Annotated in this window: 21 protein-coding genes; 12 read left to right on the top strand and 9 right to left on the bottom strand. The window is 74.0% G+C overall.

What is annotated here, in order from left to right; genetic code table 11:
* Positions 1–95: 95 nt before the first annotated feature.
* Together ACN261_RS18835 and wecB are read left to right on the top strand one after the other, a co-directional pair.
* Positions 96–1,337, top strand: coding sequence for a glycosyltransferase family 4 protein (locus ACN261_RS18835; protein ID WP_425851322.1), 1,242 nt, complete (start codon positions 96–98; stop codon positions 1,335–1,337).
* 64 nt (positions 1,338–1,401) lie between these two features.
* Positions 1,402–2,526, top strand: a complete 1,125-nt coding sequence (gene wecB, locus ACN261_RS18840) for a non-hydrolyzing UDP-N-acetylglucosamine 2-epimerase (protein ID WP_425851324.1) — start codon at positions 1,402–1,404, stop codon at positions 2,524–2,526.
* Here wecB and ACN261_RS18845 read toward each other — a convergent pair.
* Complete coding sequence (locus ACN261_RS18845; RefSeq protein ID WP_425851326.1) at positions 2,455–3,240, bottom strand: acetyltransferase; 786 nt, start codon at positions 3,238–3,240, stop codon at positions 2,455–2,457. The genes wecB and ACN261_RS18845 overlap by 72 nt on opposite strands.
* Positions 3,241–3,421: 181 nt before the next feature.
* Between ACN261_RS18845 and ACN261_RS18850 the strand changes: the two genes are divergently transcribed.
* Positions 3,422–4,627: a glycosyltransferase family 4 protein gene (locus ACN261_RS18850; protein ID WP_425851328.1), complete on the top strand. Its 1,206-nt coding sequence runs from the start codon at positions 3,422–3,424 to the stop codon at positions 4,625–4,627.
* 117 nt (positions 4,628–4,744) lie between these two features.
* Positions 4,745–5,284, top strand: a complete 540-nt coding sequence (locus ACN261_RS18855; protein ID WP_364315399.1) for an acyltransferase — start codon at positions 4,745–4,747, stop codon at positions 5,282–5,284.
* 50 nt (positions 5,285–5,334) lie between these two features.
* Here the strand turns inward: ACN261_RS18855 and ACN261_RS18860 are convergent, their stop codons facing one another.
* Entirely contained in the window at positions 5,335–7,365 is a 2,031-nt protein-coding gene (locus ACN261_RS18860) for a hypothetical protein (protein WP_425851330.1), read from the bottom strand.
* Positions 7,366–7,587: 222 nt separating this feature from the next.
* On the opposite strand from ACN261_RS18860, the gene ACN261_RS18865 reads away from it, so the two are divergent.
* Genes ACN261_RS18865 through ACN261_RS18880 form a run of 4 tightly spaced genes read left to right on the top strand, consistent with a single transcriptional unit; the run spans position 7,588 to position 12,480 of the window.
* A complete protein-coding gene (locus ACN261_RS18865) occupies positions 7,588–8,544 on the top strand; it encodes an NAD-dependent epimerase/dehydratase family protein (RefSeq protein ID WP_421486660.1) in 957 nt (318 codons plus the stop codon).
* Complete coding sequence (locus tag ACN261_RS18870) at positions 8,541–10,034, top strand: lipopolysaccharide biosynthesis protein (RefSeq protein ID WP_425851332.1); 1,494 nt, start codon at positions 8,541–8,543, stop codon at positions 10,032–10,034. Before ACN261_RS18865 ends, ACN261_RS18870 begins: the two co-directional genes overlap by 4 nt.
* Positions 10,019–11,221 carry a glycosyltransferase gene (locus ACN261_RS18875; protein ID WP_421486662.1) on the top strand — a complete coding sequence of 401 codons (1,203 nt, stop codon included), beginning with the start codon at positions 10,019–10,021 and terminating at the stop codon, positions 11,219–11,221. The genes ACN261_RS18870 and ACN261_RS18875 overlap by 16 nt, the downstream gene beginning before the upstream one ends.
* Before the next feature lie 5 nt (positions 11,222–11,226).
* A complete protein-coding gene (locus tag ACN261_RS18880) occupies positions 11,227–12,480 on the top strand; it encodes a glycosyltransferase (protein WP_421486663.1) in 1,254 nt (417 codons plus the stop codon).
* 56 nt (positions 12,481–12,536) lie between these two features.
* Here the strand turns inward: ACN261_RS18880 and ACN261_RS18885 are convergent, their stop codons facing one another.
* The 3 genes from ACN261_RS18885 to ACN261_RS18895 are packed head-to-tail and all read right to left on the bottom strand — an operon-like array spanning position 12,537 to position 16,130.
* Positions 12,537–14,006 carry an O-antigen ligase family protein gene (locus ACN261_RS18885; protein ID WP_425851334.1) on the bottom strand — a complete coding sequence of 490 codons (1,470 nt, stop codon included), beginning with the start codon at positions 14,004–14,006 and terminating at the stop codon, positions 12,537–12,539.
* Positions 14,007–14,061: 55 nt separating this feature from the next.
* The gene (locus tag ACN261_RS18890) at positions 14,062–15,060 is read right to left on the bottom strand and encodes a dTDP-4-dehydrorhamnose reductase family protein (RefSeq protein ID WP_425851336.1); all 999 of its coding nucleotides are present in this window, start codon (positions 15,058–15,060) and stop codon (positions 14,062–14,064) included.
* Complete coding sequence (locus ACN261_RS18895; protein ID WP_363656629.1) at positions 15,057–16,130, bottom strand: polysaccharide biosynthesis protein; 1,074 nt, start codon at positions 16,128–16,130, stop codon at positions 15,057–15,059. The genes ACN261_RS18890 and ACN261_RS18895 overlap by 4 nt, the downstream gene beginning before the upstream one ends.
* 190 nt (positions 16,131–16,320) lie before the next feature.
* Between ACN261_RS18895 and ACN261_RS18900 the strand changes: the two genes are divergently transcribed.
* The 3 genes from ACN261_RS18900 to ACN261_RS18910 are packed head-to-tail and all read left to right on the top strand — an operon-like array spanning position 16,321 to position 19,402.
* Positions 16,321–17,211: a sugar transferase gene (locus ACN261_RS18900; RefSeq protein WP_425851338.1), complete on the top strand. Its 891-nt coding sequence runs from the start codon at positions 16,321–16,323 to the stop codon at positions 17,209–17,211.
* On the top strand, positions 17,208–18,137 hold the full coding sequence (locus ACN261_RS18905) for an NAD-dependent epimerase/dehydratase family protein (protein ID WP_425851339.1): 930 nt from the start codon (positions 17,208–17,210) through the stop codon (positions 18,135–18,137). Before ACN261_RS18900 ends, ACN261_RS18905 begins: the two co-directional genes overlap by 4 nt.
* 5 nt (positions 18,138–18,142) lie before the next feature.
* Positions 18,143–19,402: a glycosyltransferase family 4 protein gene (locus ACN261_RS18910; protein ID WP_425851341.1), complete on the top strand. Its 1,260-nt coding sequence runs from the start codon at positions 18,143–18,145 to the stop codon at positions 19,400–19,402.
* Here the strand turns inward: ACN261_RS18910 and ACN261_RS18915 are convergent.
* Both ACN261_RS18915 and ACN261_RS18920 read right to left on the bottom strand, forming a co-directional pair.
* Entirely contained in the window at positions 19,377–19,811 is a 435-nt protein-coding gene (locus tag ACN261_RS18915) for a hypothetical protein (RefSeq protein WP_421486669.1), read from the bottom strand. The genes ACN261_RS18910 and ACN261_RS18915 overlap by 26 nt on opposite strands.
* 240 nt (positions 19,812–20,051) lie before the next feature.
* Positions 20,052–22,532 (bottom strand): Tex family protein, encoded by a 2,481-nt coding sequence (locus ACN261_RS18920; protein WP_425851343.1) that lies wholly within the window; start codon positions 22,530–22,532, stop codon positions 20,052–20,054.
* A gap of 271 nt (positions 22,533–22,803) precedes the next feature.
* On the opposite strand from ACN261_RS18920, the gene ACN261_RS18925 reads away from it, so the two are divergent.
* Positions 22,804–24,315: a deoxyguanosinetriphosphate triphosphohydrolase family protein gene (locus ACN261_RS18925; RefSeq protein ID WP_425851345.1), complete on the top strand. Its 1,512-nt coding sequence runs from the start codon at positions 22,804–22,806 to the stop codon at positions 24,313–24,315.
* A 23-nt stretch (positions 24,316–24,338) separates the two neighbouring features.
* On the opposite strand, the gene ACN261_RS18930 is transcribed toward ACN261_RS18925, so the two are convergent.
* A complete protein-coding gene (locus tag ACN261_RS18930; protein ID WP_425851347.1) occupies positions 24,339–25,484 on the bottom strand; it encodes an MBL fold metallo-hydrolase in 1,146 nt (381 codons plus the stop codon).
* 146 nt (positions 25,485–25,630) lie between these two features.
* Positions 25,631–26,638: a serine hydrolase gene (locus tag ACN261_RS18935; RefSeq protein ID WP_425851348.1), complete on the bottom strand. Its 1,008-nt coding sequence runs from the start codon at positions 26,636–26,638 to the stop codon at positions 25,631–25,633.
* Positions 26,639–26,677: the final 39 nt, after the last annotated feature.

The following is a 26,677-nucleotide window of genomic DNA, read 5'->3' on the forward strand; positions in this document are numbered from 1 at the left end:
TGTTCGACAGCTTCGCGATAATTGCGCAACGCAGTCACGAAAAGCGTCTCCGCTCGTTGAGCCACTCAGTTTCGTGTCTTCAGCGAGGAGCGAGGATGGCCGGCGACACCAGCCCCGCGACGGAAGTCGACGAACGGTTGGCCGAAGCCGGCGGGAACAGTTTCCGGGTCCTCGTCACGGCCGGCTACTTCAGCCCCGGCTGGCGCGCCGGAGGACCCGTCCGTTCCCTCTCCGACGTGCTCGACACGGCGAGCGCCGGGGTCTCCACCGTCCTGCTGACCCGCGACCGCGACCTCGGCTGCCCCGCTGCCTATCCCGGCCTGTCCGGCACCTGGGTACGCCGGGGCCGCACGGACATCTTCTATCTCGGCCCACGGCACCCGGCGCACTGGCGGACGCTCTGGCGCTCGCTGCGCTCGGCCCGGTTCGACCTGCTCTACGTCAACAGCGTCTGGTCGGTCTTCTCGATCCTGCCCATCGTCGCGGCCCGGCTCGGCCTGCTGCGGGCCGAGCGCATCCTGGTGGCCCCCCGGGGCGAGTTCGGCGCGGCCGCCCTCGGCCTGCACCGGCTGCGCAAACGGGTGTTCCTGGCCGGCTGGCGGTGGATGCTGCGGGGACCCCGGGTGCTGTGGCACGCCACCGGGCCGCAGGAGGTCGCCGACATCCTCCGGGTGCTGCCCCGGGCCCGCATCGGGGTGGTGGCGATCGCCCCCGGCCCCGAGCCGTACCCCGCCCCGGCCGAACTGCCGCCCGCCGACCACACCCGGCTGGTCTTCATCAGCCGGATCTCCCCGATGAAGAACCTCGACCTGGTGCTCGCCGCGCTCGCCCACGTCCGGGCCCCGGTCCGGCTGGACGTCTACGGCCCGGTCGAGGACCCGAGGTACTGGCAACGGTGCCAGGAACTGTGGGCGGCCCTGCCGGACCCGTCGGTGGTCAACTACCGGGGTGAGCTGCCCCCCGGGCAGGTCGGCCCGACGTTCGCCCGGTACGACGCGTCCGTCCTGCCGACCCGGGGCGAGAACTTCGGCAACGCCATCGCGGAGAGCCTCGCGGCGTACTGCCCGGTGATCTGTTCGGACCGGACGCCGTGGACGTCCGTGCTGCACGACGGCGGCGGGCAGGTGCTCACCGAGCTGACCCCGGCGGCGCTGGGCGAACTGCTCACCCGGGTCGCCACCGCCCCGCCCGCCCAGCGGCGCGCGGCACGGCTCAGCGCGGGGGAGGCCTACCGCCGGTGGCGGCTCAGCCGGCCCCGGGTCAGCGTGCTCGACCAGGCGTGGCAGGCGGTCGACGAACCGCCGCACCGGGTGCCCCCGCAGGGCCGGACGTCGTGACCACCGCCGACCCGTCCGGCCGGCGGTGCCCGCAACCACCGAGACCAACCACGAGGAGGCGTCCGTGACCCGGGTGATGACCGTCGTCGGGACCAGGCCGGAGATCATCCGCCTGGCCCGGGTGATCGACACGCTGGACCGCACCGTGGAGCACACGTTGGTGCACACGGGACAGAACTGGGACCCGGCGCTGTCCGACATCTTCTTCACCGAGCTGGGCGTACGCCCGCCCGACCGCTTCCTGCGGGCCGACACCCGGTCGCTCGGCAGCCTGCTCGGCGCGGTGCTGGTCGGCACCGAGAAGGCGATCGGCGAGCTGCGGCCGGACGCGCTGCTGGTGCTCGGTGACACCAACAGCGCCATCGCGGCGCTGATGGCCCGGCGGATGAAGGTGCCCGTCTACCACATGGAGGCGGGCAACCGCTGCTTCGACCTGAACGTGCCGGAGGAGACCAACCGGCGGCTGGTCGACCACGTCGCCGACTTCAACCTGGTCTACTCCGAGCACGCCCGGCGCAACCTGCTCGCCGAGGGCCTGCACCCCCGCCGCATCCTGCACACCGGCTCACCCATGCGGGAGGTGCTCGACCACTACCGGCCACAGATCGAACGGTCCACCATCCTGGCGCAGCTCGCCCTCGAACCGGGCGGCTACTTCGTCGTCAGCGCCCACCGCGAGGAGAACGTCGACCACCCGGACCGGCTCCGCCGGCTGCTCGACTGCCTGTGCGCGGTACGCGACGAGTGGCGGCTGCCGCTGCTGGTCTCCACCCACCCGCGTACCCGCAAGCGGCTGGAGGTGCTCGCCGTCGACGGCACGCTCCTGGACGGCATCACCTTCCACGAACCGTTCGGCTTCTTCGACTACGTGACCCTGCAACGGCACGCCCGGTGCACGCTGTCCGACAGCGGCACCGTCAGCGAGGAGGCGGCGATCCTGGGCTTCCCGGCGGTGACCCTGCGGGAGTCCATCGAGCGCCCCGAGGCGCTGGACACCGGGGCGATCGTGATGACCGGCCTCGACCCGGCCGGCGTGGTGGAGGGGGTACGGGTGGTGGTCGACCAGGTGGCGGCCGGTCCGGTCGACTGCCCGCCGGACTACCGGGTCCCGGACACCTCACGCCGGGTGGTCGACTTCATCCTGTCGACCGTGCGCCGGCACCACGACTGGGCGGGCATCCGCCGCTGACCCCGGCACCGGCCGGGCGGGCACCCCGGTGACCACCGTGCCCGCCGGGACGTCCCGGGTGACGCACGCGCCCGCGCCCACCACGGCGTCCCGACCGACCCGCAGTCCCGGCAGGACGGCGGCGGTGGTGCCCACCATGACGCCCTCGTCCAGCCGGCAGTAGCCGGAAACCGCGGCGAGCGGATTGACCGAGACGTGGTCGCCGAGCACGCTGTCGTGCCCCACGGTGCAGTTCTGGTTGAGGTGCACCTGGCGGCCCAGCACCACGTTCGTCGTCACCCGGGCCCCGCCGGCCGCGAACAGCCCCTCCCCGACGACGCAGTCCGGCCCGATCTCGGCAGCCGGGTGCACCACCGTGGCGGCGGGCAGGCCGTACCGGGCGAGGGCCCGGTCGGTCTCGCGGCGCAGCCGGGGGTGCCCGACGCCCAGCGCCACCGTCAGGCCCGCCGGGCCACCGGCGAGCCAGCGGGTGGGGCCGAGGAAGGGGACACCGAGCCGGCGTACCCGGGCCACGTTCTCCCCGGTCGGGTAGTCGTCGACGAAGCCGAGGACCCGCCACGGCCGCGTGCCTGCCGCGCGGGCGTTGAGCAGCCGAATTACCCCGAACATCTCCCTGCCCATCCCGCCCGCGCCTACGATCACTACGTCGGTCGTCAACCGTTGCCCCCTCGGCCACGGGGAGCGCCGGTCGCGCTCCGCCCGCCACGCCCGCACCGCACCGCCGGTGCGTGTCCGGCGTGAACGGCGGTACGGGTCGAGTCCACGGCCCGTGGACGCACCCTTCCCCTCGACTGCGACCTCCCGTTCGGACCGGGCCCTGCGGCCACGGTCCGTGCGGTGTCGACATCCCTACGGGACGCCGCCTCTCGGGCGGCACGGTGAAGGTGGACCGATGGTGAACAAGTTGACAAGGCTGCCCTCCCTGGACGTCGCCGGCACGCCACGACGGTCCGTGGGCACCTACCGGGTGGTCGCGACCGCGGGGGTGTTCGAGCCGGGCTTCCGGGGCGGCGGCCCGATCCGCTCGCTGCGGTTCATCCTGGACACCCTGCCGGGGGATCTCGACGTCACCCTGATCACCCGGGACCGGGATCTCGGCTCGTCAGCACCGTACCCCGGTCTGTCCGGAACGCTGCTGCGACGCGACGGGCGGTCCGCCGTCTTCTACCTGAACCCGTGGGCGCCCCGGCACTGGGTCCGGCTGGTCCGCCACGTCCGGGCCCGTCCGGTCGACCTGCTCTACGTCAACAGCATCTGGTCGTTGTTCTCGGTGCTGGCGATCCTGGCGGTGGCGTTGCGCCTGGTCCGGGTCGGGGCCGTCCTGGTCGCCCCGCGCGGCGAGCTGTCGCCCGGCGCCCTGGCGATCAGGTCGGCCAAGAAGCGGATCTTCCTGGCGCTGTGGGCACCGCTGCTGCGCAGGCTGCGGGTGCGCTGGCAGGCGTGCAGCGTGCTGGAGGAGCGGCAGATCCGGGCCAACCTGCCGTGGGCGCAGGTGATGGTGAACGGCAACGAGAGCCCCATCCCGGCGGACCCGCCCCCACCGGTCGTCGCGCACGACGGCCCGCTGCGGTTGGTCTTCGTCGGCCGGATCTCGCCGATGAAGAACCTGTCCACCGCCCTGGAGGCGGTGGCCGGCACGACCCGGCCGGTGGAGTTCGACATCTTCGGCCCGGTGGAGGACCCGCACTACTGGTCGCGCTGCCGACGGCTCATCGCGGCCATGCCGGGGCACGTCCGGGTCCGCTACCTCGGCGAACTCGTGGCGGCGGACGTCATGCCGACGTTCAGCCGGTACGACGCCTTCCTCTTCCCCACCCTCGGCGAGAACTTCGGCCACGTGATCCTGGAGAGCCTGGCCTCGGGCTGCCCGGTCGTCTGCTCGGACAACACGCCGTTCAGCGACCTGATCGCCGACACCGGCGGGATGGTGGTCCGGCCGGCGACGGCGGCCGGCCTCAGCCGGGCCCTCGACCTGCTCGCCGACCGGACACCCGTCGAACGCGCCGAGGCCAAGCACACCGCCGGGCGGCGCTACCGGCACTGGCGGCAGCGGCACCGGGAACTGAACGTGCTGGAACACGCCCGCCAGTTCTGCCGCTGACCGCCGAGGGCGGGGCCACCCGTCACCGGGGCCGTACCCCGCTCGTTGTGCCAGTGACCGGACCTGGCGGGTGCCGGCAGCCCGTGACCGTACCTGACCTGCGATCGAGGACAGCCAGTGCCCAGTCGTGTTCGTACGATGGCCCGGCGCGTACGGGACCATCTGGCCGCGTCCCGCGACCCCGAGGCGTTCGTCAGGTCCCTGGGGGTCAACCTCACCGGCCGGGTCAGGTTCTACGGGGTGAACCGGGCGATGTTCGGCTCGGAACCCTGGCTGATCACCATCGGCGACAACGTCTACGTCACCTCCGAGGTGCAGTTCATCACCCACGACGGTGGCACGCTGATCCTCCGCAAGGACTATCCCGACCTCGACTGGACCGCACCGATCACGATCGGCGACGACGTCTACATCGGCATGCGCGCGATGATCCTGGCGGGTGTCACCATCGGCAACCGGTGCGTCATCGGGGCCGGTTCGGTGGTCACCCGGGACGTCCCGGACAACACCGTGGCGGCCGGCGTCCCGGCCCGGCCGGTGCGCACCACCGACGAGTACCTGGAACGGCTGCGGGCCAAGTCGCTGGGCATCGGGCACCTGCCCGTCCCGGCCAAGCACGAGGCGATGAAGCGGATCTACGGCGTCCCCACCGGCTGACGCCGACGACGCCCCGCCCCGATCACCCGACCGCCTGCTCGGCCGTCGGGTCAGGCCCGCCGGTAGGCGACCTGCGGCGGGGGGAACCCGTGCACCCCACCGATGGTGATCGCCCCCAGCGCGCCGGTCACCGCGCTCACCTCGTAGCCGAACCGGTCGCCGGTCATCGCCGCCGCCGTCGAACCCAGGTTCAGCACGGTGGCGCAGCCGCCACCACCGGCCCGCACCGTGGGCGCGGTGCCGCCACTGACCTGCCACACCTGCCCGTACCAGTGCCAGCCGGCCGGCAGCAGGACGGGTGCGCCCAGCACCGACTCCTTCACCCCGACGGTGGTGACGGCCACGGTGCCGAAGTCGGCGACCGGGCCGAGCAGGGCGGGCCGACCGGTGGCCGGGTCGTGGGCGTACACGCCGTGGCGCAGCACACCGGTGCCGACCCGGGTCACCTCCACGCACGCCCGGTCGACCGGGGTCGGCTCGGCCAGGAAGAACGGGTGCAGCAGCAGCCGCTGGTAGGCGCCGGTACAGGTGCTCTCCACCGTCGGGCCGGACCGGACGAGGAAGTAGCCGCCCCGGGCCCCGGACGCCCCCGGCAGCGGCTGCGGCAGGGCCTCGTCGGGGTCCGCGCGCCACGTCCCGTACCCGGGGGAGACCGGCACGGCGTACGGCACCCCGGCGACGGTGACCCGGTCGGGCACGGTGAGGTTCGTCGCGCCCACCGGGACCAGCAGCCGGTGGAACAGCTGCGGCGCGGCCAGCTCGGCCTGGGCGACCGTGCCGACCCGTTCGATCACCACGAAGTCGTCGTCGCCGGTGGAGACGACGAGTTCGGTGGCGGTCGACGGCGGGGCCAGGTAGCGGCGGTAGGCGGTCCCGGTCACCGACTCCCCGGCGGCCATGGTGCGCCCCCACACCAGTTGCGGGTAGTTCTTCTTCAGACTGGAGCTGATGAACCAGCTCTTGGCGGTGGTGTAGCGGGCGCGGACCTGCGGCACCCCGTCCGCGACCGGCAGCAATCCGACGGCGATACCCCACTGCTGCACGCCGCCGCCGCTGACCACCCACTGGGTCATGCCGGCCGCCGGCATCGTCCGGTCGACGAGGGCCGCCGGGGTGACGTCGGTGAGCGCGGCGAGGGTGTCGATGTTGGCCCAGACCGACCAGTTCAGGCCGCCGGCCACTCCCACGTTCGGCATGAACTGCCGGCGGGACCCGCCCGTCACCGGCGTCAGCGGCGCGCACTGGGTGACGCCCGCGTTGAGGGCGAACCGGGTCAGGGCGGTCACCGTCTGGGTGACGAGCAGGCCGCCGCCGGGCGACCAGCGGTAGACGTTGGCGATCCGGCACAGCGACGGGATCCTGGGCATGATCGTGGCGATCGGGGTGCCGACGTTCGCCCGCGCCGTGTCGATCATCCCCTGGTAGGACGGGATGAGGTAGGACTCCCGGATCACCAGTTCCAGGCCCGTCGACCGACCGTCGGGCACCGGCCGCCCGTCGAGTTCGACGGCGACCGTGTGCGAGTGGGTGGCGGGGCGGATCTGCACGTCCGGGGTGAGACCGGTGATCGGCACGGTGGTCCGGTTGGTCGCCCCCGAGACGTGGGTGAGCGGCCCGGCCGGCTTCACCCGGGCACCCTGCGCGATGCCGTCCACCACGGTGTACGGGTTGCCGAACAGCAGGCTGCTGGCGTTGGTGACGGCCAGCAGGGTGAAGATGCGGGTCCCGTCGCTCCACTGCGACCCCACGTCGGCGGTCGTCTTGCCGTGGTTGGCCACCACGATCTGGTTGCCGACGTTGTAGCCGTGGTTGCCGCCGACGTAGGACCAGCCGGTGTTGATCGGGCAGTTGTCGTCGGAGGTGTCGTGGACGCGGGTGCCGACGGCGGACATCACCGGCCACACCTGGGCGTCGGTCGCGGTCGAGGGCACGAGGCTCACCTGCGGCAGGCCGGAGTGCCACAGGCCGACCATCCCCTCGGGGTACGCGAGGTTGGCCGGCATCACCACGTCCCGGGTGGCGTCGAACCGCGACCTGACCGACATCAGGGCGTTGGACCGGTAGACGATCAGCTCGGGCATCCCCCACCTCCACGACGCACGACGATGCAGTCACTGTGCGCGTTTGCGCAGCTCACGGCGTTTTTCGGTCGGCTCCCGGACAGCACCGTCGGCCGTTCGGCGGATGCCGGCCCGCCCGGAGGCCGACGTCCCCGCCGTGGGCAGGGTGAATTTCGCGCCGCCGCCGTAACGTGCCGCGTCCCGGCTCGATGTACAGGTGATGTGCGTACATGGGGGTGGTTCATGCGCATTCTGATCACGGGCGGGGCCGGTTTCATCGGCGCCAACCTGGCCCGCGCCGCGCTCGGCGAGCCGGCCGTCAAGGAGGTCAGCGTCCTCGACGACTTCTCGGTGGGGTTGCGCGGCAACCTCGCCGGGCTGGACGTCGACCTCGTCGAGGGGTCGATCCTGGACCCGGCGGCCCTGGACGCGGCGATGGCGGGCCGGGAGGCGGTGGTCCACCTGGCCGCGCTGCCCAGCGTGCCCCGGTCGCTGCGCGACCCGCTCGCCTCCCACCACGCGAACGCCACCGGCACGCTGATGGTGCTGGAGGCGGCCCGCCGGCACGACGTGGGGCACGTGCTGGTCGCCTCCTCCTCGTCGGTGTACGGGATGAACCCGGCACTGCCCAAGGCGGAGCTGACCTGGACCCGGCCCATGAGCCCGTACGCGGCCAGCAAGCTCGCCACCGAGGCGTACGCGCTGGCCCACCAGGCGTCGTTCGGGCTGCCCACGCTGGCGTTCCGGTTCTTCAACGTGTTCGGCCCCGGGCAGCGCCACGACCACCCGTACGCGGCAGTCATCCCCCGGTTCACCCACGCCGCCCTGCGCGGCGAGCCGGTCGAGGTGCACGGCGACGGCACCCAGTCCCGCGACTTCACCTACGTGGGCACGGTCTGCGAGGTGATCCTCGACGCGCTGCGCCGCCGGGTGCACCACCCGCATCCGGTCAACCTCGCCTTCGGCGCGCGGGCCAGCCTGCTCCAGGTCCTCGACGAGTTGGAGGAGCTGTTCGGCCGGCCGATCGCCCGGGAGCACGTGGCACCGCGTACCGGGGACGTTCCGCACTCGCTCGCCGACAACACCGCCCTGCGGGAGTTGTTCCCGGACGTCACCCCGGTGGCCCGCCGGCAGGGGCTGCGGGCCACGGCCGAGTGGCTGGCCGAGCGGCTGGCCGTCGCCCCCGCCACCCACCGGTGACCCGGGCCGTGGGCCGGGCCACCGCCGGCACGGCCCCCACCGCCACGACGACCGGAGCCGCCAAGGCCGAAGCCACGACGGCGACCGCCACGACCGTCGACACCGCCACGACGGCGACCGCCACGACGGCCACCGCCACGACGGCCACCGCCGCGCTGCCGGTCGGTTTCCCGGCGTCGGGGCCGGGCCGGGACCGTACCGTCACGGTGGGCATCGCCACCGCGATGGTGGCCAAGGGGATCGGCCTGGCCGCGCCGCTGGTGCTGACCCCCGCCTGCTTCCGGTACCTCGGTGAGCAGCGGTACGGCCTGTGGATGGCGATCACCGCGCTCACCGGAATGGCCTGGTTCGCCGACCTGGGGCTGGGCAACGGGCTGCTCACCCGGCTCGGCCAACTGGCCGACGACCCCCGCCAACAGGCCCGGGAGATCTCCGGCGCGATCGCCACCCTGGGCGTGGTCGCGGTGCTGCTGCTGACCGCCCTGCTGGTGGTGACGCCGGTGGTGCCCTGGGTGGAGCTGTTCGCCGTCGGTGACCCGGGCGTCGCCGCGCAGACCCCCACCCTGGTCCTGATCTGCTTCGGCGCCTTCGTGGTCAACATCCCGCTCTCGCTGGTCCAGCGGGTGCAGTACGCCCGTGGCCAGATGGTGCAGAGCAACGCCTGGCAGTCGGCCGGAGCCCTGGCCGCCCTGGCCGTGGTGCTCGTCGCCATCACCGCCGGCTGGCCACCGCTGGTGGTCGTCGCCGGTGCGGTGCTGGCGGTGCCGGTGACCAACCTGCTCAACACCGTCACCTACTTCTGGTCCTGCCCTCAGGCGCACCGGCCGGGGCCGCGACTCGTGCACCGCGACACCGTCGCCGGCCTGCTCCGGCTGGGCGTGCGGTTCTTCGTGCTCACCACGATGTCGTCGATCGCGCTGAACGTGGACAACCCGCTGGTCGCCAACGTGCTGGGGCTCGCGGCGGCGGCGCACTACGCGGTCGTGGGAAAGCTGTTCGGCGTGCTGTGGGTCTTCGTCGGGCTGGTGGGCATGACGGTCTGGCCGGTCAACGGCGCCGCCCTCGCCCGGGGCGAGGTGGACTGGGTGCGCCGCAACACCCGGCGCATGGTGCTGCTCTACGGGGTGGTGGTGGGCTCGGTCGGGTTGACGCTGGTCGTGACCGGCCACCGGTTGATCGCGCTCTGGCTCGGGTCCGTCGACCGGTCGACGATCCGGCTACCCGTCCTCGTCGGACTGGCCGGCTGGTCGCTGCTGGTCGCGGTCACCTCCCCGCTGATCATGGTGCAGAACAGCATCGGCCTGCTCCGGCCGCAGTTCGTCGGATGGGCGGCGTTCCTGGTGCTGGCCACCGTGCTCAAGGTCTGGGGGCTGCGCCAGTTCGGCCTGGCCGGGCTGCCGGCGGCGGCCTGCGTCGCGTACCTGTCGACCATGGTGCCGGCCGCGCTGGTGGGCTACCGGCGGGCGCTGGCCCGGTGCGGTCCGTCGTGACCGGCCGGCTGCGGGTGCTGCGGGTCGTCGGTGAGCTGAACTTCGGCGGCACCGAGATGCGTACCGCCGAACTGCTGCCCCGGCTCGCGGCCGGCGGCGTCGACCTGCACGTGGTGACGCTCAGCGACCGGGTCGGCCCGGGGCCGCTGGCCGACGTGGTCGCCCGGCACGGCGGCAGCGTCACCGCGATCCCCCTCGACCCGCGCTTCCCGCTGCGGTTCCTGCGGCTGCTCGGGCGGCTGCGCCCGGACGTGGTGCACGCCGACTGCGCCAACTTCTCGGGGGTGCCGCTCGCGCTGGCCGCGCTGCGCGGCGTACCCGGACGGGTCGCGCACTTCCGGGGCGACGACAACGCGACTCGCACCCTGCGCCGCCGGGTCTACCGGTGGGTCTGCGGGCGGCTGCTGCGGGTCTGCGCCACCGACATCCTCGGTGTCTCGCCCAGCTCGCTGACGTTCGGTTACCACCCGGGCTGGCGTGCCGACCACCGGTGCCGGGTGGTGCTCAACGGGCTCGACCTCGACCGGCTCCGTCGCCCCAGCCCCGACGACCTGCGGGCCCTGATCGGCGCGGGACCGGCCGACCTGGTCTGCGTGACCGTGGGCCGGGCCTCACCCGAGAAACGCCGCTGGCTGCTCCCGCCGATCCTGGCCGCGCTGCGCGACCGGGGCGTGTCCGCGCACGCGGTGCTCGTCGGGCCGGGTGACCCGGCCGACGACGAGCGGGTCCGCGCGGCGGCGGACGCCGTCGGGCTGGGCGACCGGGTGCACCTGCTGGGCCCCCGCGACGACGTGGGCGGGCTGCTGCGGCAGGCCGACGTCGTCGTCCACCCGTCCTGCCTGGAGGGGCTGCCCGGGGGAGTGCTGGAGCCCGTCGCGTTGGGCGTCGGCACGGTCGCCGCCGACCTGCCCGGCGTGCGTTTCATCGACGAGCGGCTGCCCGGCGTGACCGTCGTCGGGGTCGACGCCCCGCCGCAGGTGTGGGCACGGGCGGTGGGCCGGGCGGCGGCGTACACCGCGTCGACCGCCCCCGCGGTGGCCGCCGAACGGTTCTTCCAGAGCGCCTTCGCCATCGACACGGCGGCCACCACCCACCTGGAGATCTACCACCGGTGGGCGGCGGCCCGCCCCGGGCGGGACCGCACGCCACGACAGAGCAGCCGGCCACCGGTCGGCTCGGGACGGTGACAGAGATGAACGAACAGACCCTGGTCGCGGGTCGGCGACCCCTGCCCGACGGCGGACCGACCGGGCGGACCGGCCCACCACGTCCGCTGCTCGTCGGCGCCTACGCCTTCCCGTACGGCGACGCCACCTCCAACCGGCTGTTGCAGCTCGCCCGGTCCGCCGCGCCCGAGGGCACCCGCACGCTCGTCGTCAACGACTGGCCCTGCGAACTGGCCTTCCCCGCCCGACCGCCCGAGCCGGCCGGCGTCGACCTGGTCACCCTGCGGGTGCGGGGCCGGCACCGGCTCACCCGGCTGCCGGCCCGGCTGGCCCGTCCGGTCCGCGTGCTGCGGGCCGCCCGCCGGCAGGGGGTACGCCGGGGCGACGTGAGCGTGGTGCTGCTCCCGATGGCACTGATGACGCTGGGCAACTGGGCGGTCCTGCGGCTGGCGCTGCGCTGCCCGGTGGTGGTCGACGCCAGCGAACGCCACGACCGGCGGCAGTTCCGCCACGGCTGGCTCACCCCGTACTACGTCCGGCACCGGTGGTCGACGTTCCTGGCCACCCGGCTGGTCGACCGGGCCACCGCGGTCTCCACCACGTTGGCCGGTTACCTCACCGGGCACGGGATGTCGGTGCTGGTGGTGCCGCCGCAGGTGGACTGCGACGACTTCCCGACGGCCCGGCCACCCGCGCTCTCCACCGGGCTGCGGCTGCTCTACGCCGGCACCCCCGGCCGCAAGGACATGCTGGACGTGATCCTGCGTGGGATCGCCCGGCTCACCCCGCAGCAGCAGCGCCGGGTCAGCCTCACCATCGCCGGGGTGACCCGCGAGGCCGCCGCCACCCACTCCGACCTGGACGTCACGGTCCTCGACGGGATCGTCGCCGAGGTGCGGTTCCTCGGTCGGGTGCCCCGCGACACCGTGCTGACGCTGCTCGCGGAGTCGCACTTCTCGATGCTGGTCCGCCCCACCGGCGGGTACGCGGCCAACGGTTTCCCGTCCAAGGTGCCGGAGAGCCTCGCCGCCGGCTGTCCGGTGCTGCTCAACCACACCAGCGACCTGGCCGCCCACGTGCACGACGGCGTCGAGGGGCTGGTGCTCGACGGCAACGGGCCGGACGACGTGCGGTGGGGGATCGAGCGGGCGCTGCGGCTGCGCGACGAGGAGTGGACGGCGATGAGCCGGGCCGCCCGCTCCCGGGCCCGTGGGTCGTTCGACCACCGCGCCTGGCGGGCCGAGGTCAGCGCCTTCCTGGTGGCCGACGACCGGCGCTGAGCCGGGTGGACACGACGCGGTGGGCGTCCCCGGTCGGGACGCCCACCGTCGTGACCTCAGCGCAGGGCCGGGACCGGCAGGCGGGTCAGGTCGCCGGCCGGGGCACCGACCCACGGCGGGGTCGCCGTCGTCGGGTCCGCCGTCGGGTCCGCCTGCGCCGCGTCGGCGTCGGCGCGTCCACCGGGCAGGTGCAGCAGCACCCCGGCGACCACGCACCAGAACACGTACGGGTACGTCTGCCCGGTGCCGAAGATGGCCGACTCGGTGATCTGGATCAGCAGGCCGGTGACGACGAGCCAGACCAGCCCGGAGTCGGCCCGGCGCACCGGGGAGCGCAGGGCGACCCGTCCGACGGCCAGCAGCAGCAGCACCAGCGGCGCCACGGCGGCGAGCCCCAACTCCAGCAGCAGTTGCAGGTAGCTGTTGTGCACCACGCTCACCCCGGTCCCGAAGGACTCGTCGAGGCTGGCGAGGGCGAACAGGTGGTTGCGGGAGGCGTACCCGAAGCCCAGGGTGGGTCGGTTCTGCCACCACAGGTCCACCGTGGCCTGCCACATCTCGGTGCGGCCGTTGGACAGGTCACCGCCGGTGGGGTCGGTGAAGCGCAGCACGAGCTGGCGTACCCAGGGGCCGGCGAACAGGACCGGCAGCAGATTGAACAGGTACGCCACCAGTAGCCCCACGGCCAGTCCGGCGCCCAGCCGGACCACCCGGCCCAGCCCGTTGCGCAGCACGACCCAGCAGGCCCCGGCGAGCACGGCGATCAGGCCGGTGCGGGACTGCGACAGCAGCAGGCAGGCGACGGCCGGCACCATGCCGAGCAGTTCCACCCGACGGCGGGACTGCCGGTAGACCGCCCAGCCCAGCGGCGTGGTCAGGGCGCAGACGATGCTGAGCATGTTGGGGTTGTTGTAGAGGCCCTCGAACCGGTCGGTCCGCGACAGCGCGGCGACGAGCGTGCCGTCGGTGAGCCCGACGCCGAGGCTGATCAGGGCGGACCCGCTGAGCACCAGGTAGACCATGCGCAGGTCGGCCAGCATGACCGCCCGGTCGGGCCACCGGCGGCGGACCAGGACGTGCACGAGTGCGGCCAGCAGGAGCAGCGCCACCCCCCGTTGCAGGGTCTCCAACGGCACCACCGACCAGGTGAAGCTCACCGTGGCCAGGCCGGCCATCGCCCAGAGCGCGCCGACGAGCAGCCGGGTCCACGGGTCGACCCGCGCCACCGTCCGGCCCGGTGCGCCCAGCGCCCAGACGACCAGGGCGGCCACCGCCGCGTACCGGGGATAGAAGCTGGCCTCCACCAGGCCCGGCAGCTTGGACGAGGCGCAGACCAGCAGCGCCATGGTCAGGCCCAGCAGCCAGCGCCAGCCGTCCATCTGCTGCGCGAGCGCGAACAGCGCGAGCAGCAGCAGCGCCACCGCGCCGACCGCGACCAGCGGGACGGTGACGCTGGCGACGGTGGTGACCACCACGGCCAGGACCGCCCCGACGACCAGGCACAGTTGACCCACTCGGTTCCCCACGTGATGTCCTTCGACTCCGACGGGCCGGCAGCGCCGGCGATGGTCGTTTGCTGCGTCAGCGCGGTACGCCCGCCAGGCCCGGCCGGGCCGGGTCGGACGTCCAGCGTTCCCGGGCGGCGTGCAGCGCGGTGATCATGTCCGGCCAGCTCGGCGGACGGTAACCGGTGGCGCGGGCGAGGGCGTCCGCGCGCATCGACCGGTCGCAGACGAACGCGTCGTCCGGCACCAGCTCACCGGGCCACCCGTAGACCTCGGCGACCAGCCGGAGCAGGTCGTACTTCGTGATCGGTTCGGCGGCGACGTGGTAGAGGCCGGTCAGCTCCGTCCGGGGCAGGACCACCGTGCGCAGCAGCCGGGCGAACTCCACGGTCGTCACCCCGCTGTAGACCGCCCGGGTGAAGCCGCGCACCTGACCCTGTTGGGACAGGAACCAGTCGACCAGGGAGCGGCGGGTGGTCAGCTCGTGCCCGACGATCGACGTACGCAGGGTGAGCGCCGACGCGCCGGTGGCCTCGCCCAGCAGCTTGGACCGGCCGTAGAGGTCGGGCGGGTCGGGCAGGTCGTCCTCGAGGTAGCCGCCCCGCCGGCCGGAGAACACGCAGTCGGTGCTGACGTGGACGAGCCGGCCGCCGACCTGTGCGCAGGCGTCGGCCAGCAGGTGGGGCAGGAGCGCGTTGAGGGTGACCGTCGGCACCGCGTCCTGCACGTCCGGCCGCTGCTTGATGACGCCGACGCAGTTGACGACGACGTCGGGCCGCAGCTCGTCGACGAGCCGCCGGACGTCGTCGAACCGGGTCACGTCGACGGCCGGGACGATGCGGGTCAGCAGGTGCGGGGGGTAGTGGCCGGCCCGGTCGTCGATGCTGCGGGCGAGGCCGTGCACGTCGAGCGTCGGATCGTCGGCGAGCTCGCGCAGCACGGTGTGCCCGAGCATGCCGGTGACCCCGACGACGAGGACCCGTCGCACCGGGGCGGCGGCCCGCTGGTCCGGCCGGTGGTCGGTGCGGCGGCGGGGCACCCGGTCCGGGCGGGCGGCGTCGGTGCCCGCGCTCAACTCGTCACCACGGCCGCCGTGGCCGCGGCGACCTGCGCGCGTACCTCGGGCAGCGTCATCAGCAACGACTCGATCTCCGGTACGGACAGCCGGCGGGCGTTGTGCGAGTGGAAGTCGGCCAGCCCGCCGTGCTCGACGTCGCCCTCCTCGAAGTAGAGGGAGTAGTTGAGGTCGCGGCTGTCCACCGGCACCCGCAGGAAGTCGCCGAGGTCCTCGGCGAACGCGAGTTCCTCCCGGCTGGCCAGGGTCTCGTAGAGCTTCTCGCCGTGCCGGATGCCGAGCACGGTGAACTTCGCCGGCACCCCGAACAGGTTGCACAGCGCCGTGGCCAGGTCGCCGATGGTGCAGGCGTCGGCCTTGCGGATGAACACGTCCCCCGGCTGGCCGTAGGTGAACGCGTGCTCCACCAGTTCCACCGATTCGGGCAACGACATCAGGAAACGGGTCATCGACGGGTCGGTGACCGTCGGCAGACCGCCGCGCAGGATCTGGTCGATGAACAACGGAATCACCGATCCGCGCGAGTACATGACATTGCCGTAACGCACGCAGCAGACCCTGGTGCGGGCCGTCGCGTTGTTACGGGAGTGCGCCTGCGCCACCTTTTCCATCAACGCCTTGGTCATGCCCATCGCGTTGACCGGGTAGACGGCCTTGTCGGTGCTCAGCAGGACCAGCGTCTCCACCCCGACGCGTTCGCAGGCGTCGACCACGTTGGCGCTGCCGAGCACGTTCGTGCGGACCGCCTCCAGCGGGAAGAACTCGCAGGAGGGCACCTGCTTCAGCGCCGCGGCGTGGAAGACGAACTCCATGCCCCGGGCGGCCTTGAGCACGCTGTCGTAATCGCGCACGTCACCGATGTAGTAGCGGACCCGGTCGTTGCCGAGGCGGTGGCGCATCGCGTCCTGCTTCGACTCGTCCCGGCTGAGGACCCGCACCTCGGCGGCGCCGGCGTCGAGCAGTCGGGAAACCATTGTCTGGCCGAACGAACCAGTGCCCCCGGTGACCAGGAAACGCCTGTCCGCAAGCGAGGAAAGCATATCTCCTCCTGCCTTTTCCCGTCGGACCATCCTCGGGGATCACGATCTCGTCAATGGTGACCATACTGTTGCGATAACGAGACCGTGCGCGCTTCCGGGAAAGGGAGGAACAATCACGTTTCACGTTTCGCGCGGTGCTGCGCGGCCACCATTGCCGGCCCACCGGTGCGGCAAATGTGAAACTGCGGAACGGTCGCCGGGAAGGTGGTAGGTCTGTTCCATGTCCAAAGTTGCTGCCCCCGCGGCACAGCCGCGCGCCGGTGACGCCGGCCCGGTGACCGGACGGGAGACCGACCCGTCGACCCGCCGCCCGTACGACAGATGCAAGCGGCTGCTCGACGTGCTCGGCGCGCTGGTCGTGCTGACCCTCGGTGCGCCCCTGCTGGCCCTGGTGGCCCTGCTGGTGCTGGTCACCCACGGCCGGCCGGTGCTGTTCCGGCACACCCGGCCCGGCCTGCACGGCGAACTGTTCGACGTGGTGAAGTTCCGCACCATGCGCCACCCCGACCCGCAGCGCGGGCTGGTCACCGACGCGCAACGCCTCACCCGGGTCGGCCGGTGGCTGCGGGCGAGCAGCCTCGATGAGCTGCCCGAGTTCTGGAACGTGCTGCGCGGCGAGATGAGCGTGGTCGGCCCCCGCCCGCACCTGGTGCGGTACCTGACCCTCTACACCCCCGAGCAGGCCCGCCGGCACGACGTGCGGCCGGGCATCACCGGGCTCGCCCAGGTACGTGGACGCAACGCTCTGAGCTGGGAGGCGAAGTTCGCCTCCGACATCGAGTACGTCGACAGGCGGTCCTTCCTGCTGGACCTGAGGATCCTGCTGGCCACCGTCAGGGTGGTGCTCACCCGGGAGGGCATCTCCGCCCCCGGCGCGGCCACCTGGCACGAGTTCACCGGCAACGCCCCGTCGGCCGCCGACGACCGGCCCGCCGCGCCGACCGCCGCCGGCCACCCGTCCACGGCGTCGGCCGCCGGCCACCCGTCCACGTCGTCGGCCGCCGGCCACCCGTCCACGTCGTCGGCCGCCGGCCACCCGTCCACGTCGTCGGCCGCCGGCCACCCGTCCACGTCGTCGGCCGACGACCGGGACGTCGTGCGGCCCCGATGAACCGGGTGCTGCTGCTGGGCGCGGGTGGATTCCTCGGCCGGCACATCCACGCCACGCTGGCCGGCCACACCACCGTCCGGGCCCCCTCCCGCACCCGATGCGACCCGGCCCGGATGGAGCTGCCCGAGCTGACCGCGCTGGTCGCCCGGGAACGACCCGACGTGGTGGTGAGCGCGGCGGGCCGCATCGTCGGCTCCGGACCCGACTTCGTCCAGGCACACGTCGTGGCGACCGCGAAGCTCATCGAGGCGGTGGCCGTCGCCGCGCCCGGTGCACGGCTGGTCCGGATCGGCTCGGCGGCGGAGTACGGCGTCGTGCCGCACGGTCTGGCCGTCGGGGAGGACCATCCGGCCGTACCGGTGAGCGAGTACGGGCTCAGCCACCTGGCGGCCACCAGGCTGGCCGAGCTGGCGGGCGACGCCGGTCGGGTCGACACGGTCGTGCTACGGGTCTTCAACCCGGTCGGGCCGGGGATGCCGGCGGGCAACATGCTGGCCCGGGCGACCGCGATGATCCGTACCGCGATGGCCGACGGCGCGGACGACATCGCCCTCGGCCTGCACGACACGTACCGGGACCTGGTCGACGTGCGGGACGTGGCGGCGGCGGTGCTGGCCGCGACGCGGTGCGCCCCCGTCGGCGCGCAACGGGTCGTCAACGTGGGCAGCGGACGGGCGACGGCCACCCGCGACGTCGTCCGGCTGCTGGCCGACGTGGCCGGGTTCACCGGTCAGATCCGCCCCGGCGGCTTCCCGCCCGACGCCACCCGCTCGGCCGCCGTGCCCTGGATGTGCGCCGATGTCGACCGCGCCCGCCGGGTGCTCGACTGGACCCCGGCGTACGACCTGGCCGCATCGCTGCGCGCCCTGTGGCGGGCCGACGGCGAACGGTCGGACCGGCCGGTGGCCGGTGTGGCGGCGGGGTGAGGCGGATGCGGATCGGTCTGCTCACCCAGTGGTACGACCCGGAGCCCGGCCCGGCGGCCCTGCCCGGGATGCTCGCCCGCGCCCTCGCCGAACGGGGCCACGAGGTCCGGGTGCTCACCGGGTTCCCGAACTACCCGACCGGCCGGCTGGCCCCCGGCTACCGGCTGGCCCGCCGCCACGACGAGGTCGTCGGGGCGACCCGGGTCCGCCGGGTGGCCCTCTATCCCAGCCACGACCGTTCCGCGCTGCGCCGGGTGGCGAACTACGGGTCGTTCGCGGTGTCCGCGCTGGTCTCCGGCACCCCGGCGCTGCGCGGACTGGACGCCCTCTGGGTGGGCAACTCGCCGATCAGCGTCGCCCTGCCGATGTGGTTCACCCGCTACGTGCACCGGGTGCCGGTGCTGCTGCACGTGCTGGACCTGTGGCCGGACAGCGTGGTCGCGAGCGGCTTCCTCGGCACCGGCCCGGTGTCGCGGACCGTCGAGCGGGGGATGGCCGCCTGGTGCGGGGCGATGTACCGCAGCGCCTCCCGGGTCGCCCACGTCGCACCCGGTGCCGCCGACCTGCTCGCCGACCGGGGCGTGCCCCGGGACAAGCTCGTGCACGTCCCGGTGTGGGCGGACGAGACGTTGGGTGTCCGCGCCGCCGACCTGCGTGCCGAACTCGGGCTCCGGCCCGACCAGGTGGTGCTGGTGTACGCGGGCGCGCTCGGCGAGGCGCAGGGGCTCGACTCGCTGGTCGACGCCTGCGCCCGTACCGACGAGCCCCGGCTGGTGTGCCTGATCGCCGGCTCCGGCACCACGCAGGATCGGCTACGTCGCCGCGCCACGGAGGTCGGTGCGTCCAACGTCCGGTTCCTCGGACAGTTGCCCCGGGAACGGATGCCCGCGCTGATGGCCACCGGGGACGTCCACTACGTGAGCCTGCGCCGGGGCGGCATGTCCGCGTACACGATGCCGAGCAAGGTGCAGGCGACCCTGGCCGCCGGACGGGCGCTGCTGGTCGCCGCGGAGGGCGACGCCGCCGCGGTGGCCCGGGACAGCGGCGCGGGGATCACCGCCCGGCCCGGTGACCCCGACTCGATCGCCGACGCCCTGCGTGAGGTCTGCGACCTGGGCCGGGAGAAGCTGGAACTGCTCGGGCAGGCCGGCCGGGCCTACTACGACCGGATGTTCTCCGTGGCCGTGGGTGCCGACCGGGTCGAGCGGACCCTGCACGAGATGGTGGCGGACCCGGGGTTCAGGGCCAGTCGTCGCCGGCGGTGAGCCGGCGGGTGAGCAGGTCGGCCAGCGGGATCGACTCGCCGTCGCGTCCGCCGCGGCCGACGACCAGGGGCGGCCGGGCCGGCGGCACGTCGACGCCGAACAGCAGTGCGCGTACGCCCGACGGCACGGTGAGCAGGTAGAAACGGCCGTCGACGGCGACCGCGCGCAGGCCGGCCCGGTCGACGTACCAGCCGGTCAGCCCGGTCCGGTACCGGCCCCGCCCGTCGTAGCCCTGGGCCACCAGGCGGGTGGTGCGCAGCCCGCGCCGGGCCGCCTCGGCCGTGAACCGGGCCACCAGCTCCTCGGCCTGCGCGTGCTCGCCGTCGCGCCGACGGGCGTCGGCCGCCGCGTGCGCCCGGACCGCCCGCTGCCGCCGCTCCCGCCACTGCGGATCGCCGTCACCGTCCATGCCGCGACGGTACGCCCACCGTCGGCGACCCGGCGACGCCCCGCCGCCCGCCACCCGCCGGCCACGGCCCTGGTGCACGCCCCGCCGCCCGCCACCCGTCGTCCCCGGCCCCGGCCCCGGTGCACGGTCCGCCGCCCGTCGAACCGGTCCAGCGAGCGCGCACCCGCCCCGCCCGGGACGCGGTGCCGGGCGGGCTGCCGCCCCGCCCGGTCGGTCCCGGGCGGGGCGGGGCCGGCCGGGTCAGGCCAGGCCGGCCCGGCGCAACGCCTCGGCCATCGCGTCGTTGGCGGGTGCCGGCGCGGAGCCGCCCCGACCCTGCCGTTGCTGCGGCCCGCCCCGCGAACCGCCCCGCTGCTCCCGCTGGCCGCCGGACCCGCCCGCGCCACCGGACCTCCCCGCGCCACCGGACCTCCCCGCGCCACCGGACCCGCCCGCGCCGCCGCGCCGGCCGCCCGGGGTGTCGCCGCGCCCGCCCTGGGGGGTGCCGCGCTCGCGCCGCTGCCCGTCGCCGGCCGGCCGGCCACCGCCCGCCGGCACCTCGTCGTCCAGCCGCAGGGTCAACGAGATCCGCTTGCGCGGCACGTCGACGTCGAGCACCTTGACCCGGACCACGTCACCGGACTTCACCACGTCGCGCGGGTCCTTGACGAAGGTGTGCGACATCGCCGAGACGTGCACCAGGCCGTCCTGGTGCACGCCCACGTCGACGAACGCGCCGAACGCCGCCACGTTGGTGACCACGCCCTCCAGCAGCATCCCGGGGGTGAGGTCGCCGATCTTCTCCACCCCCTCGACGAAGGTGGCGGTGCGGAACTCCGGTCGCGGGTCCCGGCCGGGCTTCTCCAGCTCGGCGAGGATGTCGGTGACGGTGGGCAGGCCGAAGGTGTCGTCGACGAAGTCGGTGGCCCGCAGCCCGCGCAGGAGGGCCGACTTCCCGATCAGCGAGCGCAGGTCCTGCCCGGTGCTGGCCAGGATGCGACGCACCACCGGGTATGCCTCCGGGTGCACGCTGGACGAGTCGAGCGGGTCGTCACCGCCGGGGATGCGCAGGAAGCCGGCGCACTGCTCGAACGCCTTCGGGCCGAGCCGGGCCACCTTCTTCAGCTCGGCGCGGGTGCGGAACGGCCCGTTGGCGTCCCGGTGCAGCACGATGTTCTCGGCGAGCCCGGCACCGATGCCGGAGACCCGGGTCAGCAGCGGGGCGGAGGCGGTGTTGACGTCCACCCCGACGCCGTTGACGCAGTCCTCCACCACCGCGTCCAACGAGCGGGACAGCTTCACCTCGGACAGGTCGTGCTGGTACTGCCCGACGCCGATCGAGCGCGGGTCGATCTTGACCAGCTCGGCCAGCGGGTCCTGGAGCCGGCGGGCGATGGAGACCGCCCCGCGCAGCGACACGTCCAACGTGGGTAGTTCCTGCGAGGCGTACGCGGAGGCGGAGTAGACCGACGCGCCGGCCTCGGAGACCATCACCTTGGTCAGACCGAGCTGCGGATACCGCTTGATCAGGTCGGCGGCGAGCTTGTCGGTCTCCCGGCTGGCGGTGCCGTTGCCGATCGCGACCAGCTCCACCCGGTGCGCCCCGGCCAGCTTCGCCAGCGTCTCGACCGAGGCGTCCCACTGCCGACGCGGCTCGTGCGGGTAGATCGTGTCGGTGGCGACCACCTTGCCGGTGGCGTCGACCACCGCCACCTTCACCCCCGTCCGCAGACCCGGGTCGAGACCCATCGTGGCGCGGCTGCCGGCCGGGGCGGCGAGCAGCAGGTCGCGCAGGTTGGTGGCGAAGACCCGGACCGCCTCCTCCTCGGCCGCCTGCCACAACCGCATCCGCAGGTCGGCACCGAGGTGGATCAGGATCCGGGTCCGCCACGCCCAGCGCACCGTGTCGGCCAGCCACCGGTCGGCGGGCCGGCCCGCGTCGCTGATGCCGAACCGGCCGGCGATGGCCGCCTCGTAGCGGGTCGGACCGGTGGGCGGGGCGTCCGGGTCCTCCTCGGCGTCGGGGGCCATGGTGAGGTCGAGCACGCCCTCCTTCTCGCCCCGGAACATCGCCAGGATGCGGTGCGAGGGCAGCTTCGGGTACGGCTCGGCGAAGTCGAAGTAGTCGGCGAACTTCGCGCCGGCGTCCTGCTGCCCGTCGCGTACCCGGGCGACCAACCGGCCCCGCGACCACATCTGCTCACGCAGGGCGCCGATCAGGTCGGCGTCCTCGGCGAACCGCTCGATCAGGATGGCCCGCGCGCCCTCCAGCGCGGCGGCGGCGTCGGCCACCCCGCGGTCGGCGTCGACGAACCCGGCGGCCGTCTCCTTCGGGTCCCGGGTCGGGTCGCCGAGCAGCGTGTCGGCCAGCGGCTCCAGCCCGGCCTCCCGGGCGATCTGCGCCCGGGTCCGCCGCTTGGGCTTGTAGGGCAGGTAGATGTCCTCCAGCCGGGACTTCGAGTCGGCCGCCATGATCTGCGCTTCCAACGCCTCGTCCAGCTTGCCCTGGCTGCGGATCGACTCCAGCACCGCGGCCCGCCGCTCGTCCAGCTCCCGCAGGTAGCGCAGCCGCTCCTCCAGGGTGCGCAGCTGGGCGTCGTCGAGCAGGCCGGTGGCCTCCTTGCGGTAACGGGCGATGAACGGCACGGTCGCGCCGCCGTCGAGCAGCTCCACGGCCGCCCGCACCTGGCGCTCGGCGACGCCGAGCTCGTCGGCGATCCGCTGATGGACTGACTGGGTCACGATGTTGATCCGCCTTCGTTTCGGGTTCCCTGCTGCATTGTGCCGCCCACCCCCGACGCCCCGCGCCACCCCCGCCGGGACCGTGCCGGCGACCGCCGCCCGCCCGGCAGCCGCCTGCCCGGTCGCCGGTCGCCATCTGTCCGGCAGCCGCCTGCCCGGCCGCGACCTGCCCGACCGCCGGGCACCGTCTGCCGGCCCCCGGGCCCCGGCCCGCGGGCGGCCCGGTGCGAGCCGGCGCGGCCGGGCGGTCGGCTGCGCTAGCGTGGCGATCATGGACCAACCTGCGGACCCGCGTGCCCGTCGGCTCTTCGGTGGCAGCGCCCGAGCCCTCGGCGACCTGGCCGTGAGCCCGTTCCGGGCCGACCGGGACCGGATCGTCGCCTCACCGTTCTTCGCCCGGCTCGGCGGGGTGACCCAGGTGATCAGCCCGGTCGGCTCCGGGCTGCTGGTGCACAACCGGCTCACCCACAGTCTCAAGGTCGCCCAGGTGGCCCGCGCGATCGCCGAACGGCTGACCGCCGACCCGGCGCATCGGGACCTGCTGGACAAGCTGGGCGGCTGCGACCCGGACGTGGTGGAGGCCGCCGCCCTCGCCCACGACCTCGGCCACCCGCCGTTCGGGCACCTGGGGGAACGGGTGCTCGACCGGCTGGCCCGGCAGCGGCTCGGGCTGGCCGACGGCTTCGAGGGCAACGCCCAGTCGTACCGGATCGTCACCAGCACCGAGATCCGCGGCGCGGCCACCACCGGCCTCGACCTGACCGCCGCCGTGCGGGCGGCGATGCTGAAGTACCCGTGGACCCGGCTGGACCACCCCGACCCGCACCCCCGGCACCTGCGTCCCGCGCCCCGGGGTGCCGCCGCCCCACCCGACGACCCGGACAGCGGCTCGCTGAAGTTCGGCGCGTACGGCACGGAACTCGCCGACCTGCGGCAGGCCCGCGCGCCGTTCGCCGGGCGGATCGCGCAGTGGCAGCAGACCGTCGAGGCGTCGGTGATGGACACCGCCGACGACATCGCGTACGCCATCCACGACGTGGAGGACTTCTACCGGGTGGGGGTGCTCCAGCAGGGCACCGTGGCCGCCGAGCTGATGGCCTGGCAGCGCGAGGGCGGACACCTGCGGGCGGTCACCGACGCCGCGTTGGCCGGCGCGGCCCGCCGACCCGGCTCGGCGATCGAGGCGCTGCGCCGGCAGCTGCACCGCAAGGACGCCTGGATCGCCGACGACGACGCGTTCGCCGCCGCCGTCGAGCACGTCCGCGAGGAACTGGTGGACGGGCTGCTGGCGCTGCCCTTCGACGGCTCGATCGAGGCGGAGCAGTACGTGGCCCGGTTCTCGGCCCGGTGGACCACCCGGCTGGTCGACGCGATCACGGTGACCGCCACCCCGGACGTACGCTCCGGCCACGTGCTGCTGGCCCGCGCCCAGTGGCACGAGGTGCAGGTGCTCAAGTTCGTCCACCACCGCTTCGTGCTGGCCCGCCCCGACCTGGCCCTGCACCAGCGGGGTCAGGCCCGGCTGCTGGGCACCCTGGTCGAGTCGCTGTGGGAGTGGCTGCTCGACCCCGAGGAGGAGTCCCGGCTGCCCCGCCGCCTGCCCGACCTGGTGGAGCTGGCCGAGGCCGAGCTGCACCCGCGTACCCCGGACCGGATCTCCCGGGCCCGGGGCCGGGCCATCGTCGACTTCGTCGCCCAGCTCACCGACGGGCAGGCGGCGGCGATGCTGGACGTGCTGTCCGGCCGCTCCGGCGCGCTGTGGACCGACGCCTTCGTGCTCTGAGCGGCGGCGGTGGACGCCTGCGGTCAGGCGATCGTCTGCCACCAGCCGTCGACCGCCGACGGGTCGTCGACCACCACCCGCTCGCCGGGGCGGGGCACCGCCAGCCGTACGCCCCGCGCCTTGGCCTCGGCCCAGAGCCGGTCGACCGGCTCGGACCAGTCGTGCAGGGCCAGGTTGAAGGTGGCCCAGTGCACCGGGACGAGCAGGTCGCCACGCAGGTCGAGGTGGGCGGCGACGGCCTCCTCGGGGAACATGTGGATGCCCGGCCAGGCCCGGTCGTACGCGCCGATCTGCATCAGCGTCACGTCGAACGGCCCGTGCTCCGCGCCGATCTCGGCGTACCCGTCGAAGTAGCCGGAGTCGCCGGTGTAGAAGACCTTGCGGTGCGCCCCGGCGACCACCCAGGAACTCCAAAGCGTGCCGTCGCGGCGCAGCCCCCGGCCGGAGAAGTGCTGGGCGGCGGTCGCGGTGATCTCCAGGCCGCCGACCCGGTGCCCCTGCGACCAGTCCAGCTCGATGATCCGGTCGTCGGGCACCCCCCACCGGTCGAGGTGGGCGCCGACGCCCAGCGGCACCAGGAACGGCGCCGACTGCCGGCGGACCAGCTCCCGGACGGTGGCCATGTCGAGGTGGTCGTAGTGGTCGTGGGAGATGAGGATCGCGTCGACAGTGGGCAGTTCGTCGAGGCGTACCGGGGGCTCGTGCAGCCGCTTCGGCCCCACCACCGCCGACGGCGAGCACCTGTCGCTCCACACCGGGTCGATCAGCACCCGGTGCCCCTCGATCTCGATCAGGGTCGAGGCGTGGCCGTACCAGACGACGTTGAGCTCCCGCGCGACGTCGGTGGTCGGAGCGGGGGTGGGCCGCAGCAACGGCACCGGTGCGGTCGGGCGGCGACGCTGCGGACCGAAGAGCAGTTCCCGCAGCAGGTTACGGTCGGGATCACCGCCGGGCATGGTGCGGGTGGCGACCCGGTTGTGGAAGGTGCCGTCGCGGAACTGCGCGGAGCGGGCGGCCCGTTCCGCGCGTGCCCCGGTCAGCCGGCCGCCCAGGGCCGCCGGCACGTCCCGGGCCGTCCATGCCAGGCCCGCGAGCGCGGCCAGCCCCGCCACCCGCCACAGTTGCCCGCCGATCGTCCGCCCGGTCGTGCGCTCCGCCGCTTTCCCCATGTGTCGTCCCCCTCGCCGGTGTCCCGCAGTACACGGTAGTCACCGCCGACGGCTCCCGCCCACGTCGAGCCACGGTCCGTCCCGCTTCGGGTGGCCGGCCGGCGGGCCGGCGGACGACCCGGGCCCGGGGGAGCGGGCCCAGGTGGTCAGCCGCCGTTGCTGGGGCGCTGCCGGGCCACCCGGTGCCGGGGCGCGTCGGCGGTGCCCCTCAGCTGCGTGGTGGCGTCCAGGAGGAAGCGGCCGAGCCGGGCCCGGGCCTGCACCACCGGGTGGGTGGCACCGAAGTTGTCCCGGTCGGCCTGGCCGTCGGCGAAGAGCACGTAGGTCAGCACGGCCGCCCCGGTGGTGTCGAAGACCACACCGGCCTCGTGCCGGGCGTCGACGAACCAGCCCGCCTTGGTGGCCACCCGGGCCCGCTCCTCCGAGGACATGGTGCGCCGGATGCCGTCGGTGAAGGCGACCGGGGAGCGCAGCAGTTTGAGCACGAGGGCGGTCGACGACGGCGACAGCAACGTGCCGGCGACCAGGGCGCGCAGCAGCGCGTGCGTCTCCCGGGCGGTGCTGGTGCCGAGATAGAACCGGTGGGGGTCGGACAGCGGCTGCACCTGGGTGTTGGGGAAGCCCTTCGCAGCGAGGGTGCGGTTGATCTCGGTGGCCGGGCAGACCAGGCCGCACAGCCGCGACGCGGTGTCGTCGGAGACGGTGAGCAGGTTGGCCAGCACGTGCCCGACGGTCACCGAACTGGGGTAGGCGGTGTCCAGGACGAAGATGCCGTCGCCGCCGGGCACCACGGTCGAGGCGGCCACCTCGACCCGCTGGTCGAGGGTGAGCAGCCCCCGGTCGATCCGGTCGAGCACCGCGACGGCCACCGCGATCTTGTTGACGCTGTACGCCTCGACCCGCCGGTCGGCGGACTCGGAGACCGCGACCAGTGGGGTGGCGCCGTTCTCCAGACTGAGGTGGACCTGCCAGTTGCCGCCGGTCAGCGACTTCTCCCGCTGGAAGGCCGCGGCGATCCGTGGGGCGACGAGTTCCGGGCTCGCCCCGGCGGTGGCGGACTTACCGGGGCGGGCGGCGGCCGACGCCGCAGTGCCGACGAGCACCGCTCCCGCCGTGGCTGCCGTGCCGAGACCCAGCGCCGTCCTGCGGTTCACCGTCACGTCTCTCCCGTCGAGTGGTGGCCCGGATTTGTC

This window comes from Micromonospora sp. WMMD723 (genome assembly GCF_049863385.1).
In the GTDB taxonomy this organism is placed as follows: Bacteria; Actinomycetota; Actinomycetes; order Mycobacteriales; family Micromonosporaceae; genus Micromonospora; species Micromonospora wenchangensis.